This window comes from Herbaspirillum sp. Her2 (assembly GCF_057961375.1).
In genome coordinates, this window is record NZ_CM176331.1 from 5345946 (window position 1) to 5364805 (window position 18860).

The 18860-nt window shown below is 62.9% G+C and carries 20 protein-coding genes; 13 read left to right on the forward strand and 7 right to left on the reverse strand.

Translation table 11 applies throughout. The annotated features are described in order from the left end of the window. Window positions 1-272: 272 nt before the first annotated feature. The 6 genes from ACWHXP_RS24280 to ACWHXP_RS24305 all read right to left on the reverse strand — a co-directional run bounded on the left by ACWHXP_RS24280 (window position 273) and on the right by ACWHXP_RS24305 (window position 6108). The gene (locus ACWHXP_RS24280; RefSeq protein WP_489634855.1) at window positions 273-1604 is read right to left on the reverse strand and encodes a purine-cytosine permease family protein; all 1332 of its coding nucleotides are present in this window, start codon (window positions 1602-1604) and stop codon (window positions 273-275) included. Window positions 1605-1803: 199 nt separating this feature from the next. Further along, window positions 1804-2781: a 5-oxoprolinase subunit C family protein gene (locus ACWHXP_RS24285; protein ID WP_489634854.1), complete on the reverse strand. Its 978-nt coding sequence runs from the start codon at window positions 2779-2781 to the stop codon at window positions 1804-1806. Then, window positions 2771-3670, reverse strand: coding sequence for a 5-oxoprolinase subunit B family protein (locus ACWHXP_RS24290; protein ID WP_489634853.1), 900 nt, complete (start codon window positions 3668-3670; stop codon window positions 2771-2773). The genes ACWHXP_RS24285 and ACWHXP_RS24290 overlap by 11 nt, the downstream gene beginning before the upstream one ends. Window position 3671: 1 nt before the next feature. Then, on the reverse strand, window positions 3672-5060 hold the full coding sequence (locus ACWHXP_RS24295) for an acetyl-CoA carboxylase biotin carboxylase subunit (RefSeq protein ID WP_489634851.1): 1389 nt from the start codon (window positions 5058-5060) through the stop codon (window positions 3672-3674). Window positions 5061-5070: 10 nt separating this feature from the next. Further along, window positions 5071-5319 carry an acetyl-CoA carboxylase gene (locus tag ACWHXP_RS24300; RefSeq protein ID WP_039786338.1) on the reverse strand — a complete coding sequence of 83 codons (249 nt, stop codon included), beginning with the start codon at window positions 5317-5319 and terminating at the stop codon, window positions 5071-5073. A gap of 30 nt (window positions 5320-5349) precedes the next feature. Then, window positions 5350-6108, reverse strand: a complete 759-nt coding sequence (locus ACWHXP_RS24305; RefSeq protein ID WP_489634850.1) for a 5-oxoprolinase subunit PxpA — start codon at window positions 6106-6108, stop codon at window positions 5350-5352. 129 nt (window positions 6109-6237) lie between these two features. On the opposite strand from ACWHXP_RS24305, the gene ACWHXP_RS24310 reads away from it, so the two are divergent. Next, complete coding sequence (locus ACWHXP_RS24310) at window positions 6238-7155, forward strand: LysR family transcriptional regulator (protein ID WP_039786340.1); 918 nt, start codon at window positions 6238-6240, stop codon at window positions 7153-7155. 464 nt (window positions 7156-7619) lie between these two features. Here ACWHXP_RS24310 and ychF read toward each other — a convergent pair whose 3' ends face one another. Continuing rightward, window positions 7620-8711 (reverse strand): redox-regulated ATPase YchF, encoded by a 1092-nt coding sequence (gene ychF / locus ACWHXP_RS24315; protein WP_088756877.1) that lies wholly within the window; start codon window positions 8709-8711, stop codon window positions 7620-7622. 410 nt (window positions 8712-9121) lie between these two features. On the opposite strand from ychF, the gene ACWHXP_RS24320 reads away from it, so the two are divergent. The 12 genes from ACWHXP_RS24320 to hisD all read left to right on the forward strand — a co-directional run bounded on the left by ACWHXP_RS24320 (window position 9122) and on the right by hisD (window position 18857). Then, the gene (locus tag ACWHXP_RS24320; RefSeq protein ID WP_204727065.1) at window positions 9122-9925 is read left to right on the forward strand and encodes an ABC transporter ATP-binding protein; all 804 of its coding nucleotides are present in this window, start codon (window positions 9122-9124) and stop codon (window positions 9923-9925) included. Then, window positions 9922-10701: a lipid asymmetry maintenance ABC transporter permease subunit MlaE gene (gene mlaE, locus ACWHXP_RS24325; protein WP_121040431.1), complete on the forward strand. Its 780-nt coding sequence runs from the start codon at window positions 9922-9924 to the stop codon at window positions 10699-10701. The genes ACWHXP_RS24320 and mlaE overlap by 4 nt, the downstream gene beginning before the upstream one ends. Before the next feature lie 73 nt (window positions 10702-10774). Continuing rightward, window positions 10775-11251, forward strand: a complete 477-nt coding sequence (gene mlaD, locus ACWHXP_RS24330) for an outer membrane lipid asymmetry maintenance protein MlaD (protein ID WP_034330727.1) — start codon at window positions 10775-10777, stop codon at window positions 11249-11251. 5 nt (window positions 11252-11256) lie between these two features. Further along, the gene (locus ACWHXP_RS24335; protein WP_121040429.1) at window positions 11257-11994 is read left to right on the forward strand and encodes an MlaA family lipoprotein; all 738 of its coding nucleotides are present in this window, start codon (window positions 11257-11259) and stop codon (window positions 11992-11994) included. 293 nt (window positions 11995-12287) lie between these two features. Continuing rightward, window positions 12288-12929, forward strand: a complete 642-nt coding sequence (locus tag ACWHXP_RS24340) for an MlaC/ttg2D family ABC transporter substrate-binding protein (protein ID WP_209532728.1) — start codon at window positions 12288-12290, stop codon at window positions 12927-12929. Between the two features lie 45 nt (window positions 12930-12974). After that, window positions 12975-13268 carry an STAS domain-containing protein gene (locus ACWHXP_RS24345; protein ID WP_034330732.1) on the forward strand — a complete coding sequence of 98 codons (294 nt, stop codon included), beginning with the start codon at window positions 12975-12977 and terminating at the stop codon, window positions 13266-13268. 326 nt (window positions 13269-13594) lie between these two features. Further along, a complete protein-coding gene (locus tag ACWHXP_RS24350; protein ID WP_039783846.1) occupies window positions 13595-14515 on the forward strand; it encodes an ABC transporter ATP-binding protein in 921 nt (306 codons plus the stop codon). Beyond that, a complete protein-coding gene (locus ACWHXP_RS24355; protein ID WP_034330737.1) occupies window positions 14512-15276 on the forward strand; it encodes an ABC transporter permease in 765 nt (254 codons plus the stop codon). Before ACWHXP_RS24350 ends, ACWHXP_RS24355 begins: the two co-directional genes overlap by 4 nt. 47 nt (window positions 15277-15323) lie before the next feature. Then, window positions 15324-15560 (forward strand): BolA family protein, encoded by a 237-nt coding sequence (locus ACWHXP_RS24360; protein ID WP_039783960.1) that lies wholly within the window; start codon window positions 15324-15326, stop codon window positions 15558-15560. 9 nt (window positions 15561-15569) lie between these two features. Then, a complete protein-coding gene (murA, locus tag ACWHXP_RS24365; protein ID WP_489634849.1) occupies window positions 15570-16820 on the forward strand; it encodes a UDP-N-acetylglucosamine 1-carboxyvinyltransferase in 1251 nt (416 codons plus the stop codon). Window positions 16821-16850: 30 nt separating this feature from the next. Continuing rightward, window positions 16851-17501 carry an ATP phosphoribosyltransferase gene (gene hisG, locus ACWHXP_RS24370; protein ID WP_008332468.1) on the forward strand — a complete coding sequence of 217 codons (651 nt, stop codon included), beginning with the start codon at window positions 16851-16853 and terminating at the stop codon, window positions 17499-17501. 39 nt (window positions 17502-17540) lie between these two features. Beyond that, complete coding sequence (gene hisD, locus ACWHXP_RS24375; protein WP_220405708.1) at window positions 17541-18857, forward strand: histidinol dehydrogenase; 1317 nt, start codon at window positions 17541-17543, stop codon at window positions 18855-18857. Window positions 18858-18860 lie beyond the last annotated feature (3 nt).

Below are 18860 nucleotides of genomic sequence, written 5' to 3' on the forward strand. Positions count from 1 at the left end.
TTCGCCGCAGGGGGCAAGTCTGTTTGCCGAAAAAAATGCGGTGAATGGACGACGGCCAGGCAGGGTTTTTGAGGGCTGCGCTCAGGTTGCCAAGGGTTTAGAGTTCGGCGAGCAGTTCCCAGGTGATGGCCTCGCGTCCGAGGAATTCGCCGTGCGGTCCCAGGTTCAGCCAGTAAAGGGCGATGTCGCCGGGCATCAGGATCACGCCGAATTTTTCTGAGCCGGGGCGGTGGTAGCGGCCATGGCCGCCCTCGTGTTGCGCAGGAACGTAATCACTTCGCCGTCTGCCAGGTCTTGCCCGCGCGTCCCCGCTGCTGCCAAAGGGCATACACCCCCATTGACGCCACGAAGGTCAGCGGTGCCGACAGCGATGGCCAGAAGCCTGCCATCTCCATCAGCACGAAGCCCGGCACCACGCCGCAGAACCACGCCCCCAGTCCGACACGATTGATGCCGGCCGACCCTTCACCGGTGCCAGCGTGATCGGGTACGGTGAGAATATGCGCCAGCGCCACGCCCACCCAGGCCACTACGAACACGCCCTGATAGGCCAGTGCCTTGAGCAGATAGGAAAACACGTCCGCCAGCATCAGCGCATAGACCACTGCGCCGACCACCACCGACCACACCAGGCGCGAGGCGTGCAGGCCCAGCAGGTTGCCGAAGAAGGCCTGCATGTTGACCGTTGCCAGATAGTAGTTGGCGGTATTGATGCGCGTCTGCGTGACCCAGACGAAGAGCAGTCCCCAGAAGCCCATCAGCTTGAGGATGGCCATCACCACCGACACCTCGGACAGCGGGCCATCCTGCGGAATGCTGCTGGCCAGGTAGATGCCGGCGGCGCCATTGAGCAGGATGGTGACCAGGTAGAAGGGCATCCCGAAATTGAAGCGGCCGTGATACGTCGCATCTTCCGGCTTGCCGAAGCGGGCATAGTCGAAGGTGAACATCATCAATACCCACACGCCCATGTAATACGTGAAGCAGCTCCACCAGCCATCTGCCGGCGGCACTGCCGGGCCGAAGTCCAGCCACTGCGGCTGGTAGCCATACTGGCTCACCGCCAGCACCAGCGCCATCAGCAGACCCAGCAGATAGAGCGGCAGCAGTACGCCGTTGAACTTGTCCAGCCAGTTCTGCACGCTGCCAAACACCAGCGGCACGCTGTAGAGCACCACGATCAGCGCGGCGACCGGATAGAGCAGCGAGGGATAAAGATGATGCAGGGCCACCGCAATCACCGAGCCCTCGAAGACGGCGTAATAGATCGCGGTGGAAAAGAAGATCAGCGTGGCCAGCGAGGCCCCGAGCCGGCCGAACAGGATGCGCGAGAACAGGGCCACCGACAGGCCGGTGCGCATGGCGTAGCGGCTGATGCAGGCGTTGATGAGTCCGTAGCTGATGACCGAGAGCACCATGCCGATCAGGGCATTGCGCGCGCCGTAGGTCAGCGCCAGCGATGCGCCCACGACGATGTAGAAGATCGCGCTGCAGACGGCCCACCAGGCCATCGTCAGCGACAGTTTGCCCATGCGCGCGCTGGCGGGAACGCTGTGGGTGGAGAGATCGGTTTCCTTGTTCTGCGTGTGTGATAGGCCGGCCATGTCAGTTTCTCCAGAGACGTTGAAGCAATGATTCAATGAGGCGGATGAGAGGCAAGAAGGACGTTCCAACAAGTTGCTGCAAGTTGCTGCGACTGCGAGTACGAATGGGAAGGCAAAGCCGGGCCCGGCCCCAGGGCAGCCGCCTGTGCGGACTGGCCTGGGGACAAGCGTCAAACGCGGTGTGACCTGCGCGGAAGTGTCAGCTGCCCAGCAGGCTGCTCAGGCGCTGGAAGCGCTGCTGGTACTGGCGGCGGGCCTCCAGGGCCTGCTCCAGCGTCACCCGCACGAACTGCGCCTTGTGGTTGGGCTGCAGTTGCCCGATCAGGTCGAGGTCGGCGCTGATGACCGTGCCGATGGTGGCGTAGCCGCCGCCGGAGACCGCATCCCGCAACAGGACGATGGGTTCCAGGCCCCCGGGGATCTGGATCGAGCCGATGGGATAGCAGGCATCGACGATGTTGGAGGGATCCGAGCCGGCGCCGAAGGGCTGTTCGCGTGGCTTGAACTGCATCGCCTGGCCACCCTTGAAGCGGTAGCCGATACGATCCGCTTCCGAGCCGACGGTCCAGGTATCGGCAAAGAAGCGCTCCACGGCCTCCTCGGTGAGACGATGTATATACAGCCCCGGCACCACGCGCAGCGTGGCTTCTCGATCGAAGACCGGCACCAGCGACAGCGGCAGGGAACGCCCCTCGACCGCCTTCGGCGAGGCCTGGCCAAGCGGCAGTTCATCCTCCTTGACCAGCTTGCGTCCCTGCCATCCGCCCAGCGCACCCAGCGCATAGGTGGAACGGCTTTCCAGCACCACCGGCACATCGATGCCGCCGGCGATGGCGAGATAGCTGCGTGCGCCCGCTTTCGGATAATCGAAGCTCAGGACCTGGCCGCTGCGCACCATGAAGGCGGTATCGAGCGGGCGTTCGCTGCCATCCACACGCGGCTGCATGCGCGCTCCGGTCACGGCGACCAGGGCGTCAGACCGGAATTCCAGTTGCGGTCCGAGCAGGCTGCACTCCAGCGCGGAGGTGGTGGCGTGGTTGCCGACCAGCAGGTTGGCGCTGCGCAGGGCGTACTGGTCCAGCGCCCCAGAGGGCGGGATGCCCAGATGGTAGTAGCCTTCCCGGCCACCATCCTGCACCGAGGTCGCCAGGCCGGGCTGTTTCACCTTAATCGTCATGGAGGGCCTCCTTGAGAGCATGGATGCAGGCCTGGGGATCGGCCTGGAAGGCATCGAGATCAAATCGCGCCGGGCGGATGCGCAGGTCGAAACGACCGGCATCGACGGCCGCGATGGCGGCGTCATACGCGCTGCGATCGATGGCCTTGAATTGCACGATGTCGCCAGCGCGGAAGAACACCATCGATTCCTGCAGGTAGGGCAGGCCCTGTTGCGGATCGTAGATTGGCGCAGGCGTGACGCCGAACATCTGGTAACCGCCCGCACCGCGTACCGAGTAGATGCACCCGAAGCAGCCGCCGTGTCCCAGTGTCAGCTTCGGGGTGTCGGTGCGCGGACGCAGGTACTTGGGGACTTGCAGTTGCCGGTCCTGTTCGACCATCTGGTACATGAAGGGAAGGCCGGCCACGAAGCCGACCATGGAGACGAACCACGGCGTGCCACTGTGGGCTGCGATGAAGGCTTGCACTTCCTCGTAGCCATTGATGCGCGCTGCGTATTGCAGGTCGGTGGAGGCGGGATCCTGGTGACGGTCGCGGAAGCGCGCTTGGGTTTCATTGGTCCAGGGATCGTCATACAGCACCGGAACTTCGATGATGCGCGTGTCGATGCGGCGCTCGGCCGTGGTGCTGCTTTCCAGCGCCTTGACCTGTTCCAGCAGGGCCAGCGGATGGATCAGGTCGGGATCGAAGCGGATCTGGAAGGAGGCATTGGCCAGGCAGACATCGAGTACGCCGGGCAATGCCAGCCGTTCCACTGCGCGCGTGATGGCCATGGCGCGGAAGAAGGCTTCCAGTGACATCGACTCCGATACTTCCGCAAAGAGATGTTCGTCACCTGCAATGCTGTAGCGAATGGGCGTGGCAGGGGCGGTCTGTGGGCGGTTCATTTCAGGCCTCCTCAAGTTGCGCGGTGCGCGCGTTGGCACGTTCGGCCAGCCAGCTTTCCAGCGCGCCGGTATCGAAGCGGGCGGCCTGCACGCGGGCATCGGCCAGCAACCACTGATGCAGGGGCAAGGTGTTGGCCATGCCGGTGATGTGCGTGGCAGCAACCGCCGCCTGGGCGCGGGCGATGGCCTGCGCGCGGTCCTTGCCATGGACCACTAGCTTGGCCAGCAGCGAGTCGTAATACGGCGGGATGCGATAGCCCGCATAGAGATGGCTCTCCACTCGGATGCCCTCGCCCTGCGGCCACTGCAGTTCGGCAACAGTGCCGGGGCAGGGGAAGAAATTGCGCTCGGGATCTTCGGCATTGATGCGCATCTCCAGCGCTGCGCCTTGCATGCGGATGTCGGACTGCTGCAGGCCAAGCGGCTCGCCACCGGCGATGCGCAACATGGCCTGGACCAGATCGATGCCGGTGATCATCTCGGTGACGGGATGCTCGACCTGGATGCGGGTATTCATCTCGATGAAGAAGAACTCGCCGCTCTCGTCGTCGAACAGATATTCGAGCGTCCCGGCACCGCGGTAGCGCAGCCGGGCGGCCAGACGCACGGCGCTGTCGCAGAGGGCCTGCCGCTGTTGCGGCGTGAGCGCAGGTGAGGGGGCTTCTTCGAAGACCTTCTGGCGACGCCGTTGCAGCGAGCATTCGCGTTCGAACAGGTGAACGGCTCGCTGGCCATCGCCCAGGATCTGTACTTCGATGTGGCGCGCACGGCGGATGAAACGCTCCAGATACACCGCACCGGAACCGAAGGCAGCCTGTGCCTCGCCTTGCGCCAGCGGGAACTCCCGCGCCAGTTCGGCGGCATCGCGCGCCATGCGGATGCCACGGCCGCCGCCTCCGGCAGAGGCCTTGATCAGCAGCGGATAGCCGACCTCGTCGGCACAGGCCAGCGCGCTGGCAATATCCTCCAGTTCGCCCGCCGAGCCCGGCACCACCGGCACCCCGGCGGCGGCCGCGGTACGACGCGCTTCGGCCTTGTCGCCCATGCGGCGGATGGTATCGGCCTCCGGTCCCACGAAGATCAATCCGGCCGCGCTGACGGCTTCGGCGAAGGCAGCGTTTTCGGAGAGGAAACCATAGCCAGGATGGATGGCATCGGCACCACTGTCGCGTGCCGCCTTCAGCAAGGCGTCCATATTGAGATAGCTGCGGTCGGCGCGGGCCGGGCCGATGAGTTGGACTTCGTCGGCCATGCGCGCGGCCAGCGAATCGGCATCGGCTTCGCTACAGGCAGCTACCGTCTTGATGCCCAGGGCTTGTGCGGCACGAATGATGCGCACCGCGATCTCGCCGCGATTGGCGATGAGGAGTTTGCGCAGGGAAGTCGTCATGATGCCGGCCTCAGTCTGCGGTCTCGATCACGGCGACCAGCTGGCCGGGTTCGACCGGGTCGCCGTTGCCGACGTGGAAGGCCAGCAGCTTGCCGCCTTGCTCGGCCTGCAATTCCGTAAATTGTTTCATCACTTCGATCAGGCCGATCACGCGGCCGGCTTCGATGACGTCGCCTGCCTCTGCATAGGGTGGGGCATCGGGGCTGGACCGGCGATAGAAGGTGCCGGGCAAGGGGGAGTGCACTTCGTGGACTGCCATGACTTTTCTCCTTCGTAACGAATGGGGGGATCAGCGCGGCGCGGCAATGGCGATGTCGGCCGCATCCAGGCGCTTGCGCGTGGCCTGCACCAGCGCCAGTGCACCAGGGGTATCGCTGTGGATGCAGACGGAGTCGAAGGCGATGGGGATGTCGCGGCCTTCGACCGTCCGCACCACACCTTCGCGACACGCCCGCAGCACCTTTGCTGCGACCTGGGCCGGATCGAGCGCACCGACGCGGCGAGTGAAGACGATGGAGCCGCTGTTGTCGTAATCGCGGTCGGCATAGAACTCGCAGACCACCGCCTGCTGCAGTTCCTGCGCCACGCGCCAGACCGCCGAGCCGTGCATGCAGAAGAGAAGCAAGTTCGGGTCCAGCTGGCGCAGCGTCTGCACGAAGACGCGGGCGGCTTCTTCATCGCGGGCCAGGTGCATGTAGAGCGCGCCGTGCGGCTTGATGTGCTGCAGGGTCATGCCGTTGAGGCGGGCGAACTCACGCAGGGCACCGAGTTGGTAGAGCATGTCGTTGACCAGTTCGATGGCCGGCGCGTTGAGATGGCGGCGGCCGAAGCCGACCAGGTCGCGAAAGCCAGGATGTGCGCCGATGGCAACGCCGTGTTGCCGGGCCTGTTCCACCGTACGCCGCATGGTGTTGGGATCGCCCGCGTGAAAGCCGGTGGCGATGTTGGCTGAACTGATCAGGGGCATGATGGCCGCATCGACGCCATCGCCGATGGTCCAGGGGCCGAAGCCTTCGCCCATGTCCGAATTCAGGTCGATTGTCTTCATCTGGTGGTCTCCGGTGCTGTCGGAATCAGCACATGAAACCGAGTATAGAAATCGTCAACGGTATTGGACAGATGTATTATCAGAGGGCTTGATATCGAAAAATCCGATAGCTTATGAAGGGCGTCAAACATGGCCATCACCCTCCGGCAGATCCGTTATTTCGTGGCCACAGCGGAAGTGGGGCAGATTTCGCAGGCGGCGATCCATCTGCACATTTCGCAATCCTCGGTCACCAGTGCCATCCAGGAACTGGAGGCTTTGCTGGGGGCACCGCTGTTCATCCGTTCTCCGCAGGGGATGATCCTCACCGACAGCGGGCGGCATTTCCTCAACCATGCGTATTCGATCCTGCGCAGCGTGGACGATGCGATGAAGAGTCCCTTGCCGGACAACACGGCCAGCGGCAGTTTGCGGGTGGCGGCCAGTTACACGGTGCTGGGATATTTTTTGCCGCACCATCTGCAACGGCTGTCGCAATCCTATCCGGGCATCAAGATCCACGTGCATGAGAAGGAGCGCGCGGAGATCGAGCAGAGCCTGGTGGAGGGCGAGATCGACATGGCGGTGGTGCTGACATCCAATCTGCGTCACCGCGAGATTGCCTATGAGACCTTGTTCGGATCAGTGCGCCGCCTGTGGCTGCCGGCACGGCACGCGCTGGGCGAGCGCACGGTGGTGAATTTGTCCGAAGTGGCCAATGAGCCCTTCATCCTGCTGACGGTGGACGAGGCCGACAAGACCGCGCTGCGTTACTGGAATCAAAGCGGACGCAAGCCCAACATCATCATGCGCACCAGTTCCATCGAGGCGGTGCGCAGCATGGTGGCCAATGGTTCGGGGGTAGCCATTCTGTCGGACCTGGTGTATCGGCCCTGGTCGCTGGAGGGATTGCGGATCGAGACGGTGCTGCTGATGGATCACGTGCCTGCCATGAATGTGGGGCTGGCCTGGCGCAAGGGGGTGACGTTTACGCCAGCCATGGAGGCGGTGCGGGAGTATTTCAGGCAGTCGTTTTTGACGCCGCAGTTGAGTAGTGGGAGGAGATAAGGGCCGGCAAGGCGAGCATCCGGACGCACTTGCCGATCAGTGGCTGGAATCCTGATCGCGAGCCGGAGGCGTTTCAAGTGGAAGTACTACATGTTGGTACGACATTGAATCAAGCCGCAAGGCGGCTGTTAGAACTCATTTCATAAATAGGCGTGAGTGCGAGCGAGTCCCGTTTGGGATGAAGTGCAAGGCGCGAATTTGGGTCAAGACTGGACGTCTTGACCCAAATTCGTAACGCAGCAATTCGCCCAAACGGGCCGCTCCCTACGGGTTCTGCCCAGAAAGGGCGCTGGCCGCGTTGCGCTCCTTGCGTGTGGCACCGCCACACGACGCGTCGCGCGCCTTGCCAGCGCCCTTTCTGGGCAGAACGCATCTCACGCCTATTTATGAAATGAGTTCTAATAAAAAACCCCGAATCAATTCGGGGTTTTTATTGAGGTCGACTCGCGTCGATCGGGAAGGCGTCACACGTTGAACAAGAAATTCATCACATCCCCATCCTTGACCACATACTCCTTGCCTTCAGCGCGCATCTTGCCCGCTTCCTTGGCACCGGCCTCACCCTTGAAGGCAATGAAGTCCTCAAAGGCAATGGTCTGCGCACGAATGAAGCCGCGTTCGAAGTCGGTGTGGATCACGCCAGCCGCCTGCGGGCCGGTCGCGCCCACCGGCACCGTCCAGGCGCGCACTTCCTTGACGCCAGCGGTGAAGTAAGTCTGCAGGCCCAGCAGCTTGAAGGCCGCGCGGATCAGGCGATCCAGGCCCGGCTCTTCCATGCCCATGTCGGCCAGGAAGTCGGCCTTGTCGGCGTCGTCCAGGTCGGCGATCTCGGCTTCGATGGCCGCGCAGATGGCCACGATGGGCGCGTTCTGCTCCTTGGCATAGGCAGTCAGCTGGTCCAGCAGCGGGTTGTCGGTGAAACCGCTGTCGGAGACGTTGGCCACGTACATCGCCGGCTTGGCCGTGATCAGGCACAGCGGCTTGATCAGCAGCATCTCTTCGGCATCCAGGCCCAGCGCGCGCACCGGCTTGGCTTCGTCCAGCGCCGGCATGATGCGCTCCAGCAGGGCCACCAGCTTGGCGGCATCCTTGTCGCCGGAACGGGCCTTCTTCTGCTCGCGGTGGATGGCCTTCTCGACCGTACCCATGTCGGCCAGTGCCAGTTCGGTCTGGATCACGGCGATGTCGTCCAGCGGGCTCACGCGGCCGGCCACGTGGATCACGTTCGGATCTTCGAAACAACGCACCACGTTGACGATGGCGTCCGTCTCGCGGATGTGCGACAGGAACTGGTTGCCCAAACCTTCACCCTTGGAGGCACCCGCCACCAGGCCGGCGATGTCCACGAATTCCACCGTCGCCGGCAGGATGCGCTCGGGCTTGACGATCTCGGCCAGCGCCTTCAGACGCGGATCGGGCACTTCCACGATGCCGACGTTGGGCTCGATGGTGCAGAACGGATAGTTCTCGGCGGCGATGCCCGCCTTGGTCAGCGCGTTGAAAAGAGTGGACTTACCGACGTTGGGCAGACCCACGATGCCGCATTTGAGGCTCATGACAGATTCTTCCGAAAGCAAAACCGACATTGTAGCAAGCCGCACGCCCCAAGCCCCAGCTTTGCGATGCAGCATCCTTCCGCACCCCCGCGCTGTGGTATCTCCCCATCACTGGTAACATGCGAGCCTTGATTCGCGTCTCGGAAAATTGTTTGCATTGCACCATTTCGTTGCAGACGCACCACGCAATGAGAAATTTTTTGCCGATGCAATATTTAAATGACTCAATCGTCATCTAGTTGGTTGGCGGAAATTGTAGTTATTTGTAGTGAACATGCAGGTAACTTGTAAAGAACGGGGCTTTTCGGCTCCCGCCATTTACAGGCTGTATTGCCTTCTTGAAAGCGATTTGTAAAATTTGCTCTACAATGTCGGTTTTCCCAAATCCTCAACGAATCCCTTTGCCTGCTTTGACTAATATCGTCGAAATCCGCGATCTGCACTTCCGTTATGGCGACCGGCCTATCCTGACCGGTCTGCAGATGGACTTCCCGCGTGGCAAGGTGGTGGCGGTGATGGGCGGTTCCGGATCCGGCAAGACCACCATCCTGCGCCTGATCGGCGGGCAGCTGCAGCCGCAGGAGGGCAGGGTGGAAGTCGATGGCGAGAACGTGCCGTCGCTGGCGACCAAACAACTCTACGTGTTGCGTCGCAAAATGGGCATGTTGTTCCAGAACGGCGCGCTCTTTACCGACATGACGGTGTTCGACAACGTGGCCTTCCCGCTGCGCGAGCATACCGATCTGGATGAAACGCTCATCCGCGACCTGGTGCTCATGAAGCTCAACGCCGTGGGCCTGCGCAATGCCGCCTCGCTCAAACCCGCCGAGATCTCCGGCGGCATGGCGCGCCGGGTGGCGCTGGCACGGGCCATCGCGCTTGATCCGGCCCTGATCATGTATGACGAACCCTTCGCCGGGCTCGATCCGATTTCCATGGGCGTGACCGCCAATCTGATTCGCCGGCTCAACGATGCCCTGGGCTCGACCTCGATCCTGGTATCGCACGACGTCAATGAATCCTTCGCCATTGCCGACTATGTGTATTTCCTGTCGGCCGGCAAGATCGTGGCGCAGGGGACACCGCAACAAATGCGTGAATCCACCGATCCCTATGTGAAGCAATTTGTCCACGCCCAGGCGGACGGCCCGGTGCCCTTCCACTATCCCGGCAAATCGCTGGCCGAGGACCTGGGCCTGGGAGGTGCAGCATGATCGCCGGTTTCGTCAGCGGCCTCGGCCGCAGCGTGCGCGAATTCGTGGTCGGGGTCGGCTTCGCCGGACGCATGTTCATCAATATGCTGGGCGCCTCCCTGGGCCTGCTGCGCCGCCCGCGCCTGATCACCGACCAGATCCACTTCATCGGCAACTACTCGCTGGTGATCATCACGGTGTCGGGCCTGTTCGTGGGCTTCGTGCTGGGACTGCAGGGCTATTACACGCTCAACAAGTATGGTTCGGAACAGGCGCTCGGTCTGTTGGTAGCCTTGTCGCTGACCCGTGAACTGGGGCCGGTGGTGACGGCCCTGCTGTTTGCCGGCCGCGCCGGGACCTCGCTGACCGCCGAGATCGGCCTGATGAAGGCCGGCGAGCAACTTTCTGCCATGGAAATGATGGCCGTGAACCCGCTGCAACGCGTGGTGGCCCCGCGCTTCTGGGCTGGCGTGATCGCCATGCCGGTGCTGGCGGCCATCTTCAGTGCGGTCGGCGTGCTGGGCGGCTATGTGGTCGGCGTGCTGCTGATCGGCGTGGATGAAGGCGCCTTCTGGTCGCAGATGCAGGGCGGCGTGGATGTGTGGAATGACATCGCCAATGGCGTATTGAAGAGCATCGTCTTCGGTATCGCCGTGACCTTCGTGGCGCTGTTCCAGGGCTATGAAGCGCAGCCGACCCCCGAAGGCGTGGCCCGGGCCACCACCAGGACCGTGGTGATCGCCTCGCTGACCGTACTGGGCCTGGATTTCCTGCTGACTGCACTGATGTTCAGCTGAGTGCCGCAGTGCTTGGACAAGCGCCCGGTCGGGGCGCAATGATGTGAATAAAAGGGTAGAAAAAGGGTTCAATATGCAACGTAAATCTCTGGATGCCTGGGTAGGAATCTTCGTGCTGGCCGGTGTGGCCGCGCTGGCGTTCCTGGCGCTCAAGGTCGGCAACATGAGCTCGATGTCCTTCGGCCAGAAGACCTATGCCCTCAAGGCCAATTTTGACAACATCGGCGGCCTGAAGTCGCGTGCGGCGGTCAAGAGCGCCGGTGTGGTCGTGGGCCGGGTGGATTCGATCCGCTTCGATGACCAGACCTTCCGCGCCGTGGTCACGCTGAACATGAACGAAAGCTACAAATTCCCCAAGGACAGCTCGGCCAAGATCCTGACCTCGGGTCTGTTGGGTGAACAATACATCGGGATCGAGCCAGGCGGCGATACTGCTAACCTGGCCTCGGGCGATACGATTAAGATGACACAATCCGCCATCGTTCTGGAAAACCTCATCGGTCAATTCCTGTACAGCAAGGCGGCAGAGGGAAAGGATGATTCCAAATGAATCAAATGAATAAAAAAGCCATCAGCACCGTCTACGCAGGCCGTCTCGGCGCCCTGACCCTGGCGGCGGCAGCTCTGACCGGCTGCGCCAGCACCAGCAACAATCCGAACGATCCGCTGGAAGGCTTCAACCGCACCATGTTCAGTTTCAACGACACGGTCGACAAGGTGGCCCTGAAGCCGGCCGCGCAAGCCTACGACACCGTGGTACCGACCCCGATCCAGCATGGCGTGGGCAACTTCTTCGGCAACATCGGCGATGTCTGGTCGTCCATCAACCAGCTGCTGCAGGGCCGGATCGAGCAGGGCGTCTCGACCTTCATGCGTGTGGCCATCAACACCACCTTCGGTCTGGGTGGCGTGCTGGACGTGGCGACCGAAGCCCGCCTGCCGCGCGAGAAGTCCGATTTCGGCCAGACCCTGGGCAAGTGGGGCGTCGGCTCCGGCCCGTACGTGGTGCTGCCGTTCTTCGGCCCGTCCACGCTGCGTGACACTGCCGGCATGCCGGTGGACCTGTACGGCGACCTGTGGACCTACAAGCGTCCGACCCGCTGGCGCAACGTCGGTGCCGTGGTCCGCATCGTCGACCGCCGCGCCCAGTTGCTGGATGCCTCGACCCTGCTGGAAGATGCCGCGCTGGACAAGTACGACTTCGTGCGCGACGCCTACCTGCAACGTCGCCAGAGTCAGATCAATGGTGGCTCCAGCGGCCGCGAGCAAAAGGAAGAAGCGATCAAGCCCTGATGGCCGCCGGCCTTGCCCCGCTGACCAGCGGGGAGGCCGCGGTCTCGCTTGCGGTGCCGCAGTCTTGTCTTGAAATGTGGGCCAATTGCCCAATCTGCGCTGTCTGCCCAGTTTCTTTGCCCTCCGAGGGCAATCTGTAACATCCGTGCCGAACTGTGACGGCACGGGAACCCCGCTCCCGGGCGGGCATTCGAAGGACATGCCGGCTGCCGTCGGCGTACGCATCGCGACTCATTGCGATGCAGCCGGGGCAGCCCCGGCACCTTCTGCTGACTCGAATGGAAAACCGACTTATGAAGATGCTTACCAAACTTTTCGCTATCGCTGCCTTCGCGGTTCCCGCGCTGTCCTTCTCCGGCGCAGCGTCCGCCCAGGAAGCCCCGGATGCGCTGGTCAAGCGCATCAGCTCGGAAGTGCTGGATACTGCCAAGAATGACAAGGATATCCAGTCCGGCGACAATACCCGCATCATGCAGCTGGTGGAACAGAAGATCCTCCCCTACGTCGACTTCGAGCGCATGACCCAGCTGGCCGCCGGCCGCTACTGGCGCCAGGCTACCCCGGAGCAGCAGAAGCAGCTGATCACCCAGTTCCGCAGTCTGCTGGTGTTCACCTACTCCGGCGCGCTGTCGCAGGTGCGTGACCAGAAGATCGAATTCAAGCCGCTGCGCGCCGCCCCGACCGATACCGAAGTGGAAGTGAACTCGCAGGTAATCTCCTCGCGCGGCGGTGAGCCGATCCAGCTGAGCTATCGCCTGGAAAAGAAGCCCGATGGCTGGAAGCTGTATGACGTCAACGTGCTGGGCGCCTGGTTGGTGGAAGCCTACCGCGGCACCTTCTCCAACGAGATCAGCAAGGGCGGCATCGACGGCCTGATCAAGGCGCTGACCGACAAGAACCAGCAGCTGGCCGCACGCGGCAACGGCAAGAAGTAAGCTGTTCCGTTCATCGACCCATCTCCTGAACCGAAAGAACGCACCATGTTCAAGCCCGGCGCCTCGCTGACCTTCACCAATGCCAGCACCGTCCTGCGCGAAGGCCTGTCGGCCATCGCCGCCGGCCAGGCCAGCATTGACGTCAGCGAGGTGGCCGTGGTCGATTCCTCGGCCGTGGCGACCCTGCTGGCCTGGCGGCGTGCCGCTGCCGGCCGTGGCGCCGCGCTGGATTTCGGTCCCTTGCCTGCCAACCTGCAGAGCCTGGCCGATCTCTACGGCGTGACCGCCCTGTTGCAAGGTGCAGCCGCACCGACCTCCGCTACCGATCGACATCACTGATCGCATTTTCCCTCGCGGCCCGGGCTCCCGGGTGCCGGGAAGCCCGGGCTACGGCGGCCCGGAATATCGAATTCCCCTATAATCGAAGGTTTTGCAGGCGCGCTGGCAGCGTTGGCAGCGGATCACGTTTCCGCCAGGCACTCTCCCGCCCGTCGGCATCGGCAAAACATTCCGGCTATTTCATAGCGCAACGACAACATGACTGCGTCATACGCCTCCCCGTCGGGAGGATGGCGCGGCCGAGGCGAGGCGGACAGCGGATTCCCCGGTGGAACTCCTGGCTCCTTATTTCTTTCTGGCAAGTAACGTATTGAACGGGCGAGGCAATGGCCGCTCTCCAAATCACAGACATCAAGAAGCGCTACCAGTCCCTGCAGGCGCTGGGTGGTGTGTCGCTGGCAATCGAAGAAGGTGAATTCTTTGGTCTGCTCGGCCCCAACGGCGCCGGCAAGACCACCTTGATTTCCATCATCGCCGGCCTGAACCGGGCCGATTCCGGCTCGGTCACCATCCACGGGCATGACGTGGTCAGCGACTATCGCGGCGCGCGCATGAACCTGGGCGTGGTGCCGCAGGAACTGGTCTTCGATCCCTTTTTCACCGTGCGCGAGACCTTGCGCATGCAGTCCGGCTATTTCGGCCTGACCAACAATGACAAGTGGATCGACGAGGTCATGGACAACCTCGACCTCACCAACAAGGCCGATACCAACATGCGCGCGCTCTCCGGCGGCATGAAGCGGCGCGTGCTGGTGGCCCAGGCGCTGGTGCACAAGCCGCCGGTCATCGTGCTCGATGAGCCGACCGCCGGGGTGGACGTGGAACTGCGCCAGACCCTGTGGCAGTTCATCGGCCGCCTCAACCGCGAGGGGCATACCATCGTGCTAACCACGCACTACCTGGAAGAAGCCCAGGCCTTGTGCAATCGCATCGCCATGCTCAAGTTCGGCAAGGTGGTGGCGCTGGATTCGACCGATGCGCTGATCCGCCGCATCTCCGGTTCGCAGATGGTGCTGCGACTGAAGCGCGGCAGCCTGCCCGATGGCCTCAAGGCGCTGGTCACCCATCCAGAGGAGCTGCTGGCCGGCAATGCCGCCAACAAGTACACGCTGCGCGTGAATGACTACAAGGAAGTCGAACCCATCCTGGCCACGCTGCGCGCCTCGGGCGCGGAGATCGATGATCTGCAATTGCAGCAGGCCGACCTGGAAGACGTCTTCATCCAGATCATGGGAGATGAAAAATGATCGGTTTCCGCACCCTGTTCTACAAGGAAATCCTGCGTTTCTGGAAGGTCGCCACCCAGACCATCACTGCGCCCATCGTCACGGCCCTGCTGTACCTGCTGATCTTCGGCCACGTCCTGCAGGACCGCGTGCAGGTCTATCCGGGCGTGAACTACACCGGCTTCCTGGTGCCGGGCCTGGTGATGATGAGCGTGCTGCAGAATGCTTTTGCCAACAGCTCTTCCTCGCTGATCCAGTCCAAGATCACCGGTAACCTGGTGTTCGTGCTCTTGACACCCCTGTCCCACTGGGAATTGTTCGGCGGCTACGTGCTGGCGGCCGTGGTGCGTGGCCTGATGGTGGGTGCGGGCGTGTTCGTGGTCACCGTCTGGTTCGGTCACCTGGACTTCGTCGCCCCCCTGTGGATCCTGGTGTTCGCCTTGCTGGGTGCAGGCATCCTGGGCACCATGGGCCTGATTGCCGGGATCTGGGCGGAGAAGTTCGACCAGCTGGCGGCGTTCCAGAATTTCCTGATCGTGCCGCTGACCTTCCTGGCCGGCGTGTTCTATTCGATACACTCGCTGCCCCCGTTCTGGCAGGCGGTATCGCATTTCAACCCGTTTTTTTATATGATCGACGGTTTTCGCTACGGCTTCTTCGGCCAGTCCGACATTCCCCCCATGACCAGCCTCGGTATCGTCGCCGTGTTCTTCGTGGCGCTGTCGACCCTGGCCGTACGCATGCTCAAGAGCGGCTACAAGCTGCGCGCAGGTTCGCATTGAACACGCCGCGCCCCGCCATCTCCCCCATTCCTGTGAAGAGCCTCACCATGCTACCCACACCTGAACTCGTCAAAAGCTATATCGCCGCCGGCCTCGACTGCCAGCACCTGGAAGTGGAGGGCGACGGCCAGCACTTCACCGCCGTCATCGTCGCCGAGGCTTTCACCGGCAAGCGCCTGATCCAGCGCCATCAGCTGGTCTATGCCGCCCTGGGCGACCGCATGCGTGAAGAAATCCACGCGCTGTCGATGAAGACCCTGACTCCCGAAGAATTCCAGAAATAAGGCAACACGATGGACAAGCTTTTGATCCGTGGCGGCAAGCGCCTCTCCGGTGACGTCACCATTTCCGGTGCCAAGAACGCCGCCCTGCCCATCCTGTGCGCGGGCCTGCTCACCGATGGCGACCTGGTGCTCTCCAATGTGCCGCACCTGCAGGACGTGGTCACCATTACCAGGCTGATGAGCCAGATGGGCCTGCGCGTGCGCGAGAACGGCGAGCAGTTGGTCCTCAACGGCAACGACATCACCCGCCCGGAAGCGCCGTATGAACTGGTCAAGACCATGCGTGCCTCGATCCTGGTGCTGGGCCCCTTGCTGGCGCGCTTCGGCCAGGCCAAGGTGTCGCTGCCCGGCGGTTGTGCCATTGGTTCACGTCCGGTGGACCAGCACATCAAGGGACTGCAGGCGATGGGCGCGGAAATTCATATCGAGGCCGGATACATCCATGCCAAGGCCAAGCGCCTCAAGGGCGCACGCATCGTCACCGACATGATCACCGTGACCGGCACCGAGAACCTCCTGATGGCCGCGGCCCTGGCCGATGGCGAGACCGTGCTGGAAAACGCCGCGCGTGAGCCGGAAGTGGGCGACCTGGCTCACCTGCTGGTGAAGATGGGTGCCAAGATCGAGGGCATCGGAACCGACCGCCTGGTCATCCAGGGCGTGGAGAAGCTGCACGGTGCCGAACATGAAGTCATCGCGGACCGCATCGAGACCGGCACCTTCCTGTGCGCTGTCGCCGCCACCGGTGGCGACGTGACCTTGCACCGCACCCGTGCCGGATTGCTGGATGCCGCACTGGACAAGCTGCGCGAAGCCGGTGCCATCCTCACTTCGGGTGAAGACTGGATCCGCATCCAGATGGCGCGCCGTCCCAAGGCGGTGAGCTTCCGCACTACCGAATATCCGGGTTTCCCGACTGACATGCAGGCGCAGTTCATGGCCTTGAACTGCCTGGCCGAAGGTACCAGCCACGTCACCGAGACCATCTTCGAGAACCGTTTCATGCACGTGCAGGAATTGAATCGCCTGGGTGCGGCCATCGATGTGGAAGGCAATACCGCCATCATCACCGGCGTGGAAAAATTCCTCGGTGCGCCAGTGATGGCGACCGACCTGCGCGCGTCGGCCTCGCTGGTCATCGCCGGGCTGGCCGCGCAAGGCGAGACCGTGGTGGAACGCATCTACCATCTCGACCGCGGCTATGACCGCATGGAAGCCAAGCTGTCGGCCATCGGTGCCGATATCGAACGTATCAAGTAAATTGACGGACCCCAGAAAACGCACACCATCATGACCCAACAACTGACGCTGGCGCTGTCCAAGGGCCGTATCTTCGAAGAGACCCTGCCGCTGCTCAAGGCCGCGGGCATCACCGTGGCCGAGGATCCCGAATCCTCGCGCAAGCTGATCCTGCCGACCAATGACCCCGACGTGCGCGTCATCATCGTGCGCGCCTCGGACGTGCCGACCTACGTGCAATACGGTGCGGCCGATTTCGGCGTGGCCGGCAAGGATGTGCTGATGGAACACGGCGGTGAAGGCTTGTACCAGCCCATCGACCTGAACATCGCCAAGTGCCGCCTGTCGGTGGCGGTGCAGGAAGGTTTCGACTACGCCAATGCGGTGCGCCAGGGCGCGCGCCTGCGCGTGGTGACCAAGTACGTCAATACCGCGCGCGAACACTTCGCCGCCAAGGGCGTGCACGTGGACCTGATCAAGCTGTATGGCTCGATGGAACTGGGCCCGCTGGTGGGCCTGTCGGATGCCATCGTCGACCTGGTCAGCACCGGTGGCACCCTGCGTGCCAACAAGCTGGTGGAAGTCGAGCACATCATCGACATCTCCTCGCGCCTGGTGGTGAACCAGGCCGCGCTGAAGTTGAAGCGCGAGCGCCTGCAGCCGATTCTCGATGCCTTCGAGAAGGCGTCCAAGGCCAAGTAAATCCCCGACCCCAGATATCTTCGCAGAGCAGGTGAGACCATGAGCATTGCCATCCGAAAACTCGATTCCGCCGAAGCCGGCTTCCGTGACAAGCTGTCGGCCGTGCTGGCCTTTGAAGCCAGCGAAGACGAGGCCATCGACCGCGCCGCAGCGACCATCCTGGCCGATGTGAAGGCGCGCGGCGATGTGGCCGTGCTGGAATACACCCAGCGCTTCGACCGCCTGCAGGCCGCTTCCGTGGCCGGCCTGGAAATCGGCAAGGATGCGCTGCAAGCCGCACTGGCCGGACTGCCCGAGGCGCGCCGCCATGCGCTGCAGACCGCCGCCGACCGCGTGCGCGCTTATCACGAGCGCCAGAAGAAGGAATGCGGATCGGATGGTTTCCTGTATCGCGAAGCCGATGGCACCGAGCTGGGCCAGAAGGTCACGCCGCTGGATCGCGTGGGCATCTACGTGCCGGGCGGCAAGGCCGCCTATCCTTCGTCGGTATTGATGAATGCGATTCCGGCCAAGGTGGCCGGCGTGCAGGAAGTCATCATGGTCGTGCCGACTCCGGACGGCGTGAAGAATGAACTGGTGCTGGCCGCGGCCGCCATCGCAGGTGTCGATCGCGTCTTCACCATCGGTGGCGCGCAAGCCGTGGGCGCGCTGGCTTATGGCACCGCCACCATCCCGCAGGTGGACAAGATCGTCGGTCCCGGCAATGCCTATGTGGCCGCCGCCAAGCGCCGCGTGTTCGGCGTGGTGGGCATCGACATGATCGCCGGTCCTTCGGAAATCCTGGTGATCTGCGATGGCGCGACCGATCCCGACTGGATCGCCATGGACCTGTTCTCGCAAGCCGAGCACGACGAGCTGGCGCAATCCATTCTGCTGTGCCCGGATGCGGACTACATCGCCAAGGTGGAAGCCTCGATCAACCGCCTGCTGGAAGACATGCCACGCAAGGACGTGATCCGCACTTCGCTGACCGACCGTGGCGCCCTGGTCAAGGTGCGCGACATGGAAGAAGCCTGCGAGATCGCCAACATGATCGCCGCCGAGCACCTGGAGATTTCCGCCCAGGAGCCGCAGCAGTGGGCGGACCGGATACGTCACGCCGGTGCCATGTTCCTGGGGCGCTTCTCCTCCGAATCGTTGGGCGACTACTGCGCCGGTCCCAACCACGTGCTGCCGACGTCGCGCACGGCACGCTTCTCCTCGCCACTGGGCGTGTATGACTTCCAGAAGCGTTCGAGCATCATTCGCGTCTCGGAAGAGGGCGCGCAGACGCTGGGCAAGATCGCCGCCGAACTGGCTTACGGTGAAGGCTTGCAGGCGCACGCCCGCTCGGCCGAACTGCGGCTCAGGAAGTGACAG